Origin of the sequence: Streptomyces sp. NPDC014891 (assembly GCF_043081085.1) — a bacterium.
In the GTDB taxonomy this organism is placed as follows: Bacteria; Actinomycetota; Actinomycetes; order Streptomycetales; family Streptomycetaceae; genus Streptomyces.
The window spans coordinates 506,200-520,858 of record NZ_JBIBWF010000004.1 but is presented as its reverse complement, the minus strand read 5'-3'; the positions used below and the strand labels follow the sequence as shown (position 1 = coordinate 520,858).

General features: G+C 75.6%; 5 protein-coding genes. All 5 read right to left on the bottom strand.

The features are described from left to right. Window positions 1–40 precede the first annotated feature (40 nt). Genes ACF09E_RS14260 through ACF09E_RS14240 form a run of 5 tightly spaced genes read right to left on the bottom strand, consistent with a single transcriptional unit; the run spans window position 41 to window position 13,959 of the window. Entirely contained in the window at window positions 41–265 is a 225-nt protein-coding gene (locus ACF09E_RS14260) for an MbtH family protein (RefSeq protein WP_392205448.1), read from the bottom strand. After that, window positions 262–3,345 carry an amino acid adenylation domain-containing protein gene (locus tag ACF09E_RS14255; RefSeq protein ID WP_392205447.1) on the bottom strand — a complete coding sequence of 1,028 codons (3,084 nt, stop codon included), beginning with the start codon at window positions 3,343–3,345 and terminating at the stop codon, window positions 262–264. The genes ACF09E_RS14260 and ACF09E_RS14255 overlap by 4 nt, the downstream gene beginning before the upstream one ends. After that, the gene (locus tag ACF09E_RS14250) at window positions 3,342–4,913 is read right to left on the bottom strand and encodes an AMP-binding protein (RefSeq protein ID WP_392205446.1); all 1,572 of its coding nucleotides are present in this window, start codon (window positions 4,911–4,913) and stop codon (window positions 3,342–3,344) included. Before ACF09E_RS14250 ends, ACF09E_RS14255 begins: the two co-directional genes overlap by 4 nt. After that, window positions 4,910–10,699: an amino acid adenylation domain-containing protein gene (locus ACF09E_RS14245; RefSeq protein ID WP_392205445.1), complete on the bottom strand. Its 5,790-nt coding sequence runs from the start codon at window positions 10,697–10,699 to the stop codon at window positions 4,910–4,912. The genes ACF09E_RS14250 and ACF09E_RS14245 overlap by 4 nt, the downstream gene beginning before the upstream one ends. Then, a complete protein-coding gene (locus tag ACF09E_RS14240) occupies window positions 10,696–13,959 on the bottom strand; it encodes an amino acid adenylation domain-containing protein (protein ID WP_392205444.1) in 3,264 nt (1,087 codons plus the stop codon). Before ACF09E_RS14240 ends, ACF09E_RS14245 begins: the two co-directional genes overlap by 4 nt. Between the last annotated feature and the right edge of the window lie 700 nt (window positions 13,960–14,659).

Here is a 14,659-nt window from a genome sequence, read left to right as displayed (position 1 = left end):
ACAGGCAGGGATCGAGGGTGTTCCGGCGTGCTCGTCGTGTTCATCGGGTCTCCGTCCGGTCGCCGGAGCGCTCGGCGGCCAGTCGGCGGCGCAGGCTGAGCGGGCGGATGTCGGGCCAGACGCGGTCGACGTGCGCGACGCACTGCTCCTCGGTGCCGGCGAAGCCCTCGGGCCGCCAGCCCGCGGGCAGCGGTGTGTCCTCCGGCCAGACGGCGTGCTGCTCCTCGTCGTTGACGACGACGGCGTAGCGGAACTCGTTGCTCATGGCTGCTCCTCGCGCAGGGCACGGACGACGGCGGCGACGTCGCGCGCGGTGGGTGTGTCGAAGAAGACGTCCAGCGGGACGACGGCGCCGAGGCGCTCGTGGATGCGGGCGGCGATGGCCGTGATGATCAGGGAGTGGCCGCCCAGGTCGAAGAGGTCCTCGTCCGGTGTGAGGTCGTCGAGTTCCAGCACCTCGCGCCAGATGTCCAGCACGGCGGTGCCGACCGGATCGAGCGCCTCGTCCGACGGCGGTGGGCTGGTCGGCTCGGGGCGGACGGCCGCCGGCTCCGGCAGTGCGGCGCGGTCCAGCTTGCCGTTGGGCGTCAGCGGGAAGGCGTCCAGGACGACGTACGTCCCCGGGAGCACGGCCGCGGGGAGGGAGCCGGCGAGGAAGGTCCGCAGCGCGTCGGGGTGCGGGGCCGTACCGGACGGGACGACGTAGGCGGTGAGGCGACGGTCGGTCTCCGGGCCGTGCAGGGCCGCCGCCGCTTGGGCGACCGAGGGGTGCCGGGCCAGCCGGGCCTCGATCTCGCCCAGCTCGATCCGGTGGCCCCGCACCTTCACCTGGCTGTCCGAGCGGCCGAGGAACTCCAGGACTCCGTCGGTGCCGCGCCGGACCAGGTCGCCGGTGCGGTACATGCGGCTGCCGGGAGGTCCGTACGGATCGGGCAGGAAGCGGGTGGCGGTGAGCCCCGACCGCCCCCGGTAGCCGTGCGCGACCCCGGCGCCGCCCAGGTACAGCTCGCCGGCGACCCCGTACGGCACCGGCCTCGCGTCGGGACCGAGCACGTAGGCACGGGTGTTGGCGAGCGGGGCACCGAGGGAGACGCGGCCCTCGGAGGTGAGGGCGGGCTCGGCGAGCGTGGACCAGATGGTGGTCTCGGTGGGGCCGTAGACGTTGACCAGACGCGTGGCAGCCGCCGTCAGCCGGGCGGCCAGCGGCGCGGGCAGGGCCTCGCCCCCGGTGAGGGCGGTGGGGACGGGGGCGGTGGCGTCGAGGCCGGCGTCGAGGAGCAGCCGCCAGCCGCTGGGAGTCGCCTGCACATGGGTGATGCCCTCGCGGTGGATCAGGTCGAGCAGCGCGGGTCCGTCGCGGTGGACGGCCTCGGGGACGAGCACGACGCGTCCGCCGGTCGTCAGGGGCAGCAGCAGTTCGACGGCGGAGATGTCGAACGACAGCGAGGTCAGCCCCAGCCAGCGGTCCTCCGGTCGCGAGCCGAGGTGCTCGGCCAGGCTCCCGAGGACGTTCGCGAGGGCGGAGTGCGGCACCTCGACGCCCTTGGGGAGGCCGGTCGAGCCCGAGGTGTAGAGCACGTACGCGGGGAGGCCCGGATCGGGCGGCGGGAGGGACGGCGTGGCGGCGCCGGTCGCCGGGGCGAGGTCGGCCGGGGTGAGGTCGCCGCCGGCCTCCGGGGAGCGGGTGACGCACAGGACCAGGGCGGCGTCCTCCCGGACGAAGGCCAGCCGCTCCGCCGGATAGGCGGGGTCCAGCGGCAGATGGGCGGCCCCGGCGGCCAGCGTGCCGAGGACGGCGACGAGCTGGTCGAGGCCCCGCGGCAGCCCGATGCCGACGAGGGTGCCCGGCCCGGCGCCGTGCCGGGCGAGCGCCGCCGCGGCGTGGGCGACCCGGTGGGTCAGCTCGGCGTACGTGACGTGCTCGCCGTCCGCGACGACGGCGACCGCGCCGGGGTGTTCCTCCGCGCGGGCGGCGAGCAGCGCGGGGACCGTGCGGGCGGCGAGTTCCGGCCGCGGGGCGGGTGCGGCGAGCTGGTCGAGCAGCTCGTCCTCGTCGAGCAGCGGCAGTTCCCCGAGGAGGGTCGTGGGGTCGGCGAGGGCCGCGTCGAGCAGGCGCGTCCAGTGGCCGACGATCCGGCGGACGATGCCGGCGGTGAGACACCCGCCGCCGCCCGCCGGGCCGTCGCCGTGGGGCGTGAGCTCGAAGGGCGGCGCGGTCCGGAACTGCGCGCTGCCCTCGATCTCGTGCCCGCTGTCCACGAGCTGGAGGTGGAGGAGGTTGCGGACGGTGCCGGGGAAGCCGATCCAGCGCACCCCGGCGGTCACCGCCCCGAAGTCCGGGGCGGGCGCGTCCGGGCGGCGCCGGTAGCTGACCGACAGGGGGGCGACGGCCGTCCGGGGAGCGAGGCCCCGGACGCCCTGCCCGAGGGGGACGGCCCGGTGCGGGTACAGCGCCCGCAGCTCGCCCCGTACCGCGCGCACCCAGTCCTCGAACGGCAGGCGGACCGCGCTCCCGCCGTCCACCGGGCCGACGCGCAGCGGCAGTTCGTTGACGGCGAGTCCGACACCCACCGGCGCGCCGGGCGTCCGCAGGGACAACTCGATCGCCGTGGAGGGTGCGGGGTCCCCGTACCGGACGAGGAGCGCGTGCCAGGTGGACATGAGGAGCTCGAAACGGGTGACGCCGAGCTTCCGGGCGGCCTCCGCGAGCGCGGCGCAGCGCCGGGCGCCGAGCCGGAACGGCACCTCGGCGCCGTGCGCGGCCATCAGGCCGCCGTCCGCCGGCGGCACGAGGCCGGGCAGGACGGGTGGGGCCGGGGCGTATCCCTTCTCCTCCCAGTACGCGCGGGCGGCGGCGAGCGCCTCCGGGGCGGGCGGGTCCGCCGGGGCTCCGGCGGCGGGCGGGAGGTCCTCGCCCCGGTAGGCAGCGGCGAGGTCCGCGACGAGCCTGTCCTTGGACTCGCCGTCCAAGACGAGGTGGTGGGCGGTGATCAGGAGGACGTGGTGCTCGGGGCCGGTCCGGAGCAGGGTGAAGCGGCAGAGGGGACCGGCGTCGACGTCGAACGGTGCCGCGCGCTCCCGGGCCAGGGTGGCTTCCAGCTCCTCGGGCGCGCAGTCGGCGCGCCGGGGGGCCGGCACGTCGCAGGGCTGCACGCGGCCGTCCGGTCCCGGCCGGCTCGCGAGCGCCGGATGATGCGCCGTCACCGCGCGGCAGGCGAGGTCGAGGGCCGTGGTGTCGAGCGGGCCGGCGAGGTCGAGGGTGACGGCCAGGTGGTAGGCGCCGCCGGTGTCGCGTGTGCGCTCGGTGAGCCAGATGCCGTGCTGGGCCGGGCTGAGCTGTGTCATGGGGTGGCCTCGCGGGGGTCGTGGGTGAGGATCCGGCGCAGCTCCCGCTTGAGGACCTTGCCGCCCTCGTTGCGGGGGAGCGAGTCGAGGAACAGGACGGTGGCGGGGAGCTCGTGGGCGGACAGCAGGTCGAGGAGGAAGGTCCGCAGGGCGGTCGCCGTCAGACCGTCCCGGTCGTCGCCGCCGCCCACCGGGTCCGTGCCGCGCGGGACGACGGCGGCGGCCACGACGCTCCCCAGGACGGGGTGCGGGATCCCCACCGCGGCGGCGTCGACGACGTCGGGGTGCGCGTGCAGCGCGTTCTCCACCTGGAGCGTGGACACCTTGTGGGCACCGGACTTGACGACGTCCCGCTCGCGGTCGAGGAGGTGCAGGAAGCCGTCCTCGTCGACCCGGCCGAGGTCGCCCATCCGGGTCCAGCCGTCCTGGAACACCCCGTCGTCGCCGTCCCCCAGGTAGGCGCGTGGAGCCTGGGCGGAGCGGAGCCACAGTTCCCCGGGCTCGCCCGGCGGCAGCGGGCGCCCCGCCCCGTCGGTGACGCGCAGCTCGGCCAGCGACGCCGGCCGTCCGGGCGACCACGGCCGGGCGGCGTCGAAGAGCAGCGTCACCTGGGCGGGGGCGGCCTCCGTCGACGTGTAGTAGTTGACGATCTGGGCCGGCGCGAAGGCCCGGCCGAGGCCGAGCGCCACCTGCTGCGGCAGGGCCGCCGCGGTCGAGCCGACGAGACGGACGGTGCCGAGGGCGCCGGCCCCGGCGGCGGCCTCCAGGGCCGGTGAGCCGAGGAGTTCGATCGCCATGGCGGGCACCACGAAGACGCTGCCGACGCCGTGCTCGGCGATCGCCCGGAGGAACCGTGCCGCGGTGAACTGGGGCGCGGTGACACAGGTCGCGTGAGCGTTGAGCGCGTTGACGAGCATGGTCTGGCCCGCGTTGCTGCCCACGGGGAACGCGTGCAGGAAGGTACGGGAGTGGCGGAGCGGCCGGCGCCGCTCGTCGCGTGTGCAGCCGTGCGCCAGGTTCCCGTGCGAGGCCACCACCCCCTTGCGCGCCCCGGTGGTGCCGGAGGTGTACAGGATCTGGGCGGGGGCCGACGGATCGGGCTCGGGGAGGCCGGGATCGGCGGGGTGCCCCTTCGCGTCCTCCTCGGTGAGCGCCCGCACGCCCGGCGGTGTGCCGGCCGGCAGCCCGGGGCCCGCGTGCACGAGGAGGAGGGCCCCGGAGTCCGTCAGGGCGTGTCCCAGGCCGGCGGGCGCCATCCGGTCGGAGAGCGGGACGGCGACGCCGCCGGCCCGCAGGACGGCGAGGAACGCCACCGCGTACTCCACCCACCGGCCCGTGCCGAAGCAGAGTCCGACCCGGTCCCCGGCGGCGAGCCCGGCCGCGCGCAGGGCGGCGCCCAGTGCGCCGCTGCGGTCCCGCCAGTCGCCGAAGGACAGCCGCGCCGGACCGTTGACGATCGCCGTACGGCCTCCGTGGACCGCGGCCCGGTGGGCGAGCAGCGCGGGCAGGGTGGCGGGCGGGGACGGGGGAGGGCCCGCGGGGGCGCCGGTCCCGGGGCGGCGGATCACCGGGCACCGGCCTTCGCCCGGCTGTTCACGGCGTCCGGCTCCGCTCCGCGGGCCGCGGCTCTCGCCCTCTCCCCGGGGCCGACGGAGCCTGTCTCCTCCCCGTGCTCCGAGCCGCCCGCCTTCGCCCGGCGGTCGGCTGCCGCCCGAGCCCGTTCCCGCAGGCCGACCAGGTCGTCCGGCTCCGCGTCGGGGACGTCGCGGTCGAAGCGGGCCAGGGTCGGCAGCCGGAGCCCGAGGACGACCAGTCCTGCCATCGCGAGTCCGAACAGCACGTACATCAGGGCGATCCCGCGGCCGGGACCGGTGCCGATGAGCGGCCCGAAGACCGGGGCGAGGGCGCCGCCGGGCTCCATCAGCGGACCGAAGAACGCGGAGCCGAGGGGAGCGACGACTCCATGGCCCAACGGGATCGTGGACCAGGCGACCAGCGTGTTGAGGGCGAACACCCGTCCGTGGAACCGCTGCGCCACCTTGGTCTGGACGATCGTCGCGTAGATCCCGTTGACCAGGGCGAGGGCGAGGGACATGCCGAAGGCGCCGAGGGCGACCACCCACAGGTTCGCGCGCAGGCCCGTGACGGCGCCCGCCAGGGCGAGGAGCCCGGCGAGGGCGAGCATGCCGCGCAGGCGATGCCGGCGCGGCCCGCCCCAGAAACCCATGGCCAGGCCGCCCAGGAGCGCGCCGGCGCCGCCCGCGACCGCGACCCGGGCCGCTCCGCCGAGGTCGTCGAAGGAGAGGACCAGCGGGGTGGTGAGGAGGAAGAGCGGGGAGAGGAACACGTTGAGCCCGGCGAACCACAGGAGCATGGAGCGGAATCCGAGGTGCCGCCACGTGTGGGCGAGGCCGTTGCGGATCTCCGCGACGAGGGACTCGCGCCGGGTCCAGGGCAGCGTGCGCGGGAACCGCACCACGAGGAGGATCCCGATGGCCACGGCGTAACTGATGACGTCGATGACGAGGATGCCGCGCAGCCCGATCGCCGCCATCAGCGCGACGGCGGCCAGCGGCACGACGAACTGAGCCGTGCCGAAGGCGAGCTGGACGATGCCGTTGGCGTGGCCCAGGTACCGCTTGGGCACGAGCTGCGGCACGGCCGAGGCGTAGGCGAGCCGCTGGAAGGTCAGGGCGACGGAGAGCACCCCGAGCAGGACGTACACCTCCCACGATCGCAACTGGCCGGTGAGCAGCAGGAAGAGCAGCCCGGCCTGGGTGGCGCCGGCGGCGACATCGCCCACGAGCATCACTCTGCGCCGGTCCATCCGGTCGACGAGCGCCCCGGCGAGCGGACCGACGAGGATGCCGGGGAGCATCGCGATGACCGCGTACAGCGCGTACCGGGCCATCGACCCGGTCTCCAGGAGGATCCAGATCGGCAGGGCGAACTCGGTGAGCGCCGAGCCGGTGATGGAGGCGAGCTGACCGCCCGCCACCAGGAGGAACCGGCCCATGCCGGGCTGCGGGCCGCCGTCCGGCTCCGTACCGGCTGCCGGGCCGTCGCCGACCGCGGCAGCGGGGCCGGGCCCCCTGCCGTCGGCGGCACCGGTCCCCGAGGCGAGGGCCGCGGACGCGGTGGTCTCCGGTGCGGCGTCGTCGACGGGGGGACCGGTCTCGCCGTGGAACCACCAGGAGTTCTCCGGATCCGCCGCGGGCAAGGCGTCCGTCGTGCCGTCCAGGACGGCACGGTGCACGCGGGTGACGGCCTCCGCGACCTCGGCGGCCCGGTAGGTGATGAAGAAGTGTCCGCCCTCGTCCAGCACGGCCACGGCCGAGCGCTCGGCGAGCAGCAGCCACTCCCGGTAGCGCTCCTGGTAGAAGTCGGCGGCCGGGTCCCGGTCGCCGACCAGGGAGACGACCGGCGCCCGCAGCCGGGGCGCGCCCTCGGCGACCTCCGCGATGGCCCGGGTGAACCAGTCCTCGGCGGCCATCGTGTCCCGGCGCATGTTGCCGATGACGAACCGGACCTGCTCCTCGTCGAGCTCGGAGGTGTCGACGCCCATGCCGGTCAGCCAGTTCGCGTACGTCCGGTCGCCGACCAGCGGCTCCAGCGACGCGATCTTCCCGAGGGCGCTGAGGAAGCGGCTGCGCGGCTTCGCGAAGGGGTACTGGGCGCCGGCGTACACGCCCTCCAGCTCGCGGCCGGACGCCTCCAGGGAGCGGGCGACGGCGACGGCGAGCGCGGTGCCCACGGCGCAGTGGCCGTAGACGGCGAGCGGGCCCTCCACCCGTTCCCGGACCTCTGCCGCGATGCCCTCGGCGAGGTCGTCGAAGGAGAGCCGTTCCTCGGTCACCCCGAGGTCGTGCCCGGGGATGGCGACGGCCCACAGCTCGGTGTCGGGCGGCAGGGCGTCGGCGACGGGCTGGTAGACGACGGCGCTGCCGCCACCGTACGGGACGCAGACGAGGGTGAGCCGCCGCCGCTCGGCGGGGACCGCGCGGGTGAGCCGGTGCAGCAGGGACCGCGGGCCGCTCTCCCGCTCGTCCCGAGCGGCGACGGAGGCGAGCTCGCGGACCGTGCGGTGGGTGAACAGGTCCATCACGCTGATCGGGCGGGCCCCCGCCTCCGAAAGCCGCTTGCGGGCCTTGGCCACGACCTGGGTGGCGAGCAGCGAATGACCGCCGAGGTCGAAGAAGTTCTCGTCGGCGCCCACCCGGGGCAGCCCCAGGACCTCCGCCCAGATCTCGGCGAGGACGACCTCGGCCGGTGTCTCCGGCTCGGCCGCTCCCGCCGCGCGGTGGACCGTCGGGACGGGCAGGGCCCGCCGGTCCAGCTTGCCGTTCGGCGTGAGGGGCAGCGCGGGCACGACGGTGAAGGCGGTCGGCACCTGGTGGTCGGGAAGGCTCCGCCGGAGCGTGGCGCGCAGTGCGGACGGGTCGGGCTCGTCGGCGCCCGCGGCGGCGACGAGGTAGCCGACGAGGCGCTTGTCGCCCGGGCGGTCCTCGCGCAGCACGACGGCGGCGTCCGCGATGCCGGGCTGCGCGCGGAGCGCCGCCTCGGTCTCGCCGGGCTCGATCCGCAGACCGCGGAGCTTGATCTGCTGGTCGATCCGGCCGAGGTGTTCGAGCCTGCCGTCCGGGCGCCGGCGCGCGAGGTCGCCGGTGCGGTAGAGCCGGGAGCCGGGCGGGCCGTACGGGTCGGGCACGAAACGGGCGGCGGTGAGACCGGGACGCCGGTGGTAGCCGAGGGCGACGGCGGTCCCGCCGATGTGGAGCTCTCCGGGAGCGCCCGGCGGCACCGGACGCAGCCGCTCGTCGAGTACGTAGAGGCGCGTGTTGTCGATGGGAAGACCGATCGGGACGGTCTCCATCGGGCCCGCGCACTCCCAGGCGGAGACGTCGACGGCGGCCTCGGTGGGGCCGTACAGGTTCGCCAGCGCCAGACCGGGCAGCCGCGAGGTCAGCTCGCGGGCGGCGTCCGGCGGCAGCGCCTCGCCGCTGCACACCACGCGGCGCAGCCCGGTGCAGCGCTCCACGCCCTCCTCGGAGAGGAACGCGGTGAGCATGGCCGGCACGAAGTGGGCGACGGTGACGCCGGCGGAGACGACGAGGTCGCGCAGGTACCCGCTGTCCTTCTGGCCGCCGGGCTTGGCGAGCACGATCCGCGCGCCCGTGGCGAGCGGCCAGAAGAACTCCCAGACCGACACGTCGAAGCCGGTCGGCGTCTTCTGCAGGACGGCGTCGTCGGGCCCGATCCGGTACGCCTCCTGCATCCACTGGACGCGGTTGGCGATGGCGCGGTGGGTGTTGGGCACGCCCTTGGGACGGCCGGTCGAGCCGGACGTGTAGATGAGGTACGCGGTGTCGTCCGGCAGCGGACCGGCGGGCACGGCGCGGGCGCGCGGCCACTCGGCGGGGTCGTCGAGGAGCAGGACGCGGGCGGTGCAGCCGTCGGGGGTGGCGAGCCCGCGCTGGGTGAGCAGCACCGGGGCGTCGCTGTCGGCGAGCAGGAAGGCCAGGCGCTCGGCCGGGTAGTCCGGTTCGAGGGGGGTGTACGCGGCTCCGGTGCGCATCACCCCGAGGAGCCCGGCGACGAGCTCCGGCGAGCGCTCGGCGCTCACGGCGACCAGGTCGCCGGGGCCGACGCCCTCCGCGGCGAGACGGGCGGCGATCCGGCCGGCCAGGGCGTCCAGGGCGCGGTACGTCAGGGCGGGCCGGTCCTCGACGGCGACCGCCACGGCGTCCGGCGTGCGGGCGGCCTGCTCGGCGAAGAGGGCGGTCAGGGTGGTGGCCGGCCGGTCGACGGCGGTGGCGTTGAACCGGTCGGTCTCGAACGCCCGCTCCTCGTCGGTGACGGCGTCGAGGCCGGAGAGGGGCACGTCGGGCGCGGCGGCCACGGCGGCGAGAAGTCGCCCGAGGTGGGAGGCGAGGACGGCGACGTCCTCCTCCGCGAACAGGTCGGTGTTGTAGTTGAAGGAGCCGTACAGGCCCTCCGGCCACTCCTGGAGGAAGAGTTCGAGGTCGAACCGGGTGCCGTGCGCGCGGACTCCGAACGGCTGGACCTCCAGGGGTAGTTCGAGGCCGGTGTCGTCACGCTGGACGGCGTAGTTCTGTACGGCGAGGACGGCCTGGAAGACCGGGGGCCGCGAGACGTCCCGGGGTACGTTCAGCTCGCTGACCAGCTGGGCGAACGGCAGCTCCTGATGGGCGTACGCGTCGAGGCAGGTCTCGCGGGTGCGGCGCACCAGCTCGGTGAAGGACGGGTCGCCCTCCAGCCGCGCGGGCAGCGCGAGCACGTTCACGAACATGCCGACCAGCGGCTCCAGTTCGGGCTCGGGGCGGCCGGCGACCGGCGATCCGACGGCGAAGTCGCTCCGTCCGGCGTAGCGGGACAGCAGGACCTGGAAGGCGGCCAGGAGCACCATGTGGGGGGTGGCGTCCTGACGGTCGCCGAGGGCGGTCAGCCGGTCGAGCAGCGGCCGGTCCACGGAGAAGGCGTAACCGGCGCCCTCGAAGGTCTGCCGGGGCGGCCGGGGCCGTGAGAAGGCCAGCTCCAGCGGCTCGACGCCACCGAGCTCGCGTCCCCAGTGCGAGAGCTCGGCGGCGAGTCGCTCGCCGTTCAGGCGCTCGCGCTGCCAGAGGGCGAAGTCGCCGTACTGGACGGTGAGTTCCGGAAGGGGGTCCGGTGCGCCGGCCACCCGGGCGGCATAGCTCCGCAGCAGCTCTCCGAGGAGCACCTCGCTCGACCAGCCGTCGCTCACGCTGTGGTGGACGAGCAGCAGGAGGACGTGGTCGTCGTCGGCGAGCCGCACCAGCAGCGTCCGGAACAGCGGACCTTCCTCCAGGTCGAAGGGGACCGCGGCGGCCTCGTCCACGATCCGCTCGGCGACGTGTTCGTCGGACGCCTCCAGCAGGGTGAACGCGGCGGGTCCCGGCGGGTCGACGACGAGCAGCGGTCGGCCGTCCTCGGTCGCCGGGTAGCGGGACCGCAGCGTCTCGTGGCGGGCGACGCTCGCGTCGAGCGCGCCCCGGAGGGCGTCGGTGTCCAGGTGTCCGCGCAGCCGCCGTACGACGGGGATGTTGTACGCGGAGGTCCCGGGGGCGAACTGCTCCATGAACCACAGGCGTTCCTGCGCGAAGGAGAGCGGGACGGGCGTTCCCGGAGCGCGCCGGGGGATGACGGCCGCGGGCTTCGCCCGTCCCGCCAGCCGCCGCCGGAGCAGCTCGCGCTTGGCGTCGGAGAGGGCGGGCGCGGGGGTGGACCGGGGTGCGGGGGGCGCGGCGTCGGTGGCGCGGACGCGCGGGGCTTCCGGGGACGGCTCGGCCGGACTCGTGGTGTCGGCGGTGCTCATGACGTCGGTCGGTTTCCTTCCAGGGCGTCCTGGGCGGCCAGGAGTTCGACGGCGGCGGCCTCGGACAGGCCGTCGATCTCGGCGGCCAGGGCGGCTTCGACGGCTTCGGCGAAGGCCGCCACCGTGCGGTGGGTGAAGAGGGCGCGGAGCGGCACGGACAGGTCGACGGCGGCGCGGACGCGGGCGACGACCCGGGTGGCGAGGAGGGAGTGTCCGCCCAGGGCGAAGAAGTCGTCGTGCGCGCCGACGCCGTCGACGCCCAGGACCTCGCCCCAGACGTCGGCGACGAGCTCCTCGGCCTCCGTGCGCGGCGGTACGTGCGCGGCCCGCGGGGCGGCCGCCCTGTCGGGCGCCCGCAGCGCGGCCCGGTCGAGCTTCCCGTTCGGGGTGAGCGGCAGTGCGTCCAGGAGGACGAAGGCGTGGGGGACGGCGTGCGGCGGCAGCACCGCGGCGAGTCCGCCGCGCAGGACGTCCGAGTCGGGTGCGGGAGCGTCCGGGGCGGGGACCACGTGGGCGACGAGGACGTCCCCGTGCGCGGTGACGACCGCTCGCGTGACGCCCGGGAGCGCGAGGAGCGCGGCTTCCACCTCCCCCGGCTCCACCCGGTAGCCGCGAACCTTGACCTGTTCGTCGATGCGCCCCAGGAACTCCAGCGCCCCGTCGGCCCGGCGCCGCACCAGGTCGCCCGTCCGGTAGCGGCGGGCGCCCGGCGGCCCGTCGGGGTCGGGGACGAACGCGCGGGCGGTCGCGCCGGGCCGGCCCAGGTACCCGTCGGTCACTCCGGCACCGCCGATGACGAGCTCTCCGGGGGTTCCGGGGGGCACCGGACCGCCGTGCCGGTCCAGGACCGCGACGGTGGTCGCGCCGATCGGACGGCCGATCGGCGGACGCGTGGCGGCGTCCTCGTCGCCGAGCACCGCCGTGGTCGCGATGATCGTCGTCTCGGTGGGGCCGTACGAGTTGACGAGCCGCACCCGGTCGCCGAACCGTGCCCGCCAGGCCGCGACGGCATGGGACCGGACCTGGTCGGCGCCGAGGATCAGCAGGCGCAGCCGGTCCGGCCAGGGGGTCTCGTCCAGGTCGGCGACCAGGTGGTGCCAGTAGGGGGTGGGCAGGTCGAGAACGGTGACGTCGGCGCAGTACGGCTCGGCCAGCTGGTCGGGGAGGGGGGTGTCGGCCCGTGCGGTGACGAGGACGGCGCCCGCGGCGAGCGTGGGGAACAGCTCCTCGGCGCTGGTGTCGAAGGAGAGCGTGGCGTACTGCAGGACGCGGTCGTCGCCGGTGAGGCCGTACCCCTCGCGCATCCAGTCGACCCGCGCGGCGAGCGCCCGGTGCGGCACGAGCACGCCCTTGGGCGTCCCCGTCGACCCGGACGTGTAGATGAGGTACGCCGGGTCGTCGGGGCGGGCCGCGTCCTCGGCGGTCGGCTCCGCCGGCGTGTCGGGTACGGGCTCCGTCGCGTCGGGAAGCAGGGACAGGAGCGGGATGCCTTCGGGGGCCTTGTCGCGGAACCCTTCGGGCAGAGTCCCGTCCAGGGTGACGAGCAGCCTGGCGCCGCTGTCGGCGAGCATGAAGGCGAGCCGGGAGGCGGGGTATGCGGAGTCGAGCGGGAGGTAGCCCGCGCCGAGCCGCCAGGCGGCGAGCATGGCGACGACGGCCCGCGGCCCGCGGGGGAGGCAGAGCGCGACCAGGTCGCCGCGCGCGACGCCGCACGCGGCCATCCGGGCGGCCAGCGTCCGGGAGGCTTCGGCGAGCGTGCCGCGGGTCAGGCTCTCGTCGGGACCGACGACGGCGAGGGCGCCGGGCCGCTCGGCCGCGGCCAGGTCGACGGCCTGGAGGACGGTCGGGGCGGCCGGCCCGGTGAGGCCGGGGCCGCGGGATCCGTCGGCGAGCAGCCGGAGTTCGTCCGCGTCGAGGAGGGGGAGCCGGTGGACCGGTGTCTCCGGGGCGGCGAGCGCGGCCCGGAGGAGCGTCTCGAAGCGGGACGCGACCGCGGCGGCGGTCCGCGCGTGCAGCAGGTCGGTGCGGTAGCCGAAGACGGCGTGCAGGTCGTCTCCGTCCGGCCGGATGTCCAGCCCGAGTTCGAACTTGGCCGCGGTGTGCCCGCCGTCGGCCTCGGTGCACGTCAGATCGGCGAAGCTCTGTTCGCCGAGCGCGCCGCCCTCGTGGGTGTGGACGGCGAGCAGGGTCTGGAAGACGGGCGTGCGGCCCGTGTCCCGCTCGGTTCTCAGCTCCTCGGCGAGGCGCTCGAAGGGGATGCGTCGGTGGGTGAGCGCGCGCAGCCAGTCCGAGCGGGTCGTGCGCAGGGCCCCGGCGAAGGTGGGGGCTCCGGTGAAGTCGGCCCGGAGCACGAGGGCGGAGGAGAAGTAGCCGATGGTCCGCTCGCTGTCGACGGTGTCGCGTGCGGCGGTGGGCACGCCGACGCAGAAGTCGTCCTGGCCGGTGCTCCGGTGGAGCACACTCGCGTAGGCGGTGGCGAGGACCATGAACGGCGTGACGCGGTGGGCGCGGGCGAAGGCGTCCAGGACGGGGCCGATCCCGCGCAGCACCCGGGTGTGGTACGCGCCGGAACTGCTGGGCGCGGAGGGCCGGGGCAGATCGAGCGGCAGCTCCAGCACGGGTGCCCCGGACAGGTACTCACGCCAGTAGGCCAGTGTGTCGGCGGCCTCGGGGCCGTCCAGCCACGCGCGTTCGGCCGTGGCATGGGCCCGGTAGGAGGGCACGGTGGGGAGGTCGGGCTCGCGGCCCTGCCGGTATGCCGCGTAGTGATCGGCGAGTTCGGTCCGCAGGAGCCCGAGCGACCAGCCGTCCGCGACGATGTGGTGCAGGACGAGGCAGAGCAGGTGCTCGTCGTCGCCGGTACGCAGCAGCGCTGCCTTGAGCAGGGGCCCGAGGGCCAGGTCGAACCCCGTGTTGGTGAGGGAGGCCAGCGTCCGGGCGACGTCCCGCGCTCCGTCGCCGCGCAGATCACGCTCGTCGAGGGGGACGGGCCCCGGATCGTCCACGACCGCCGACGGCCGCCCGTCCTCGGCGGGGAACCTCATGCGCAACGCCTCATGACGGGCGACGACCCCGTCGAGCGCCCGCCTCAGCGCGACGGCGTCGAGCTCGCCGCCGAGCCGCAGCACGTACGGGATGTTGTACGCGGGGTCACCGGGCTCCAACTGGTCGAAGAACCAGAGTCGTTCCTGTCCGACGGACAGGACCCCGGAGCCCCCGTCCACTGCACCGGCCGGCGGCTCGGCTCCCGAGGTCTCCACATGGACTCCTGTTCGACTTCAGTGCGAGAGTGCGGCACCCTCTCGGGGGCGCCGCGCGGACCGGAACCGGGCGTACCTGAACGGAGCGATTCCGGACATGAGAAGAAGGGCGTTCGGAGCAACGGGAGCCCTCGTGGGGCGGCCGCCGTGATGGCACCGATGCTAGGGAGCGGCCCGATGCGAGGTCAATGGTCTGGACCATCTGATCGTGCCGGCCTGCGAGAGGGAGAGACCGGTCACCGCAGTTGAGAGCCCGGTGCGGACCACCGCACCCGAGGCGCGTCGCCGGCCGCGAGGGCCTCGCCCGGCCCGCCCACGGACCCCGCTCACGCCACCCGACCGGCAGCGGGCCGAGGGCGGACGGCGAACGAGGAGGGGGCGCCCTGTGGCCGGAACCGTGTGGCTGCGTGGGGACGGGTGGGCGGGGCGATGCGGGGAGGAACGAGCGAGCGGTCTGTGACGCCGCCGAGCCGCAGGTCATGATCGGGGGCCTGGGCGGGGAAAGGCCGGGGCCACCTGTCCAACGGCATGCTCCGCATGCGGTGCTGGTGGCATGTGGCACCCGTGGACGGCCGCTCCTCCCGGACGAACCCCCGTGACACCGGTGACGGCGTTCGGGAGCGGGCGCATCGTCAGCCCACGGAGGAACGGGGCCGTGTCGGCCGGGGGCCATTCCCTCAGCCGGACCGGACCTGGACAG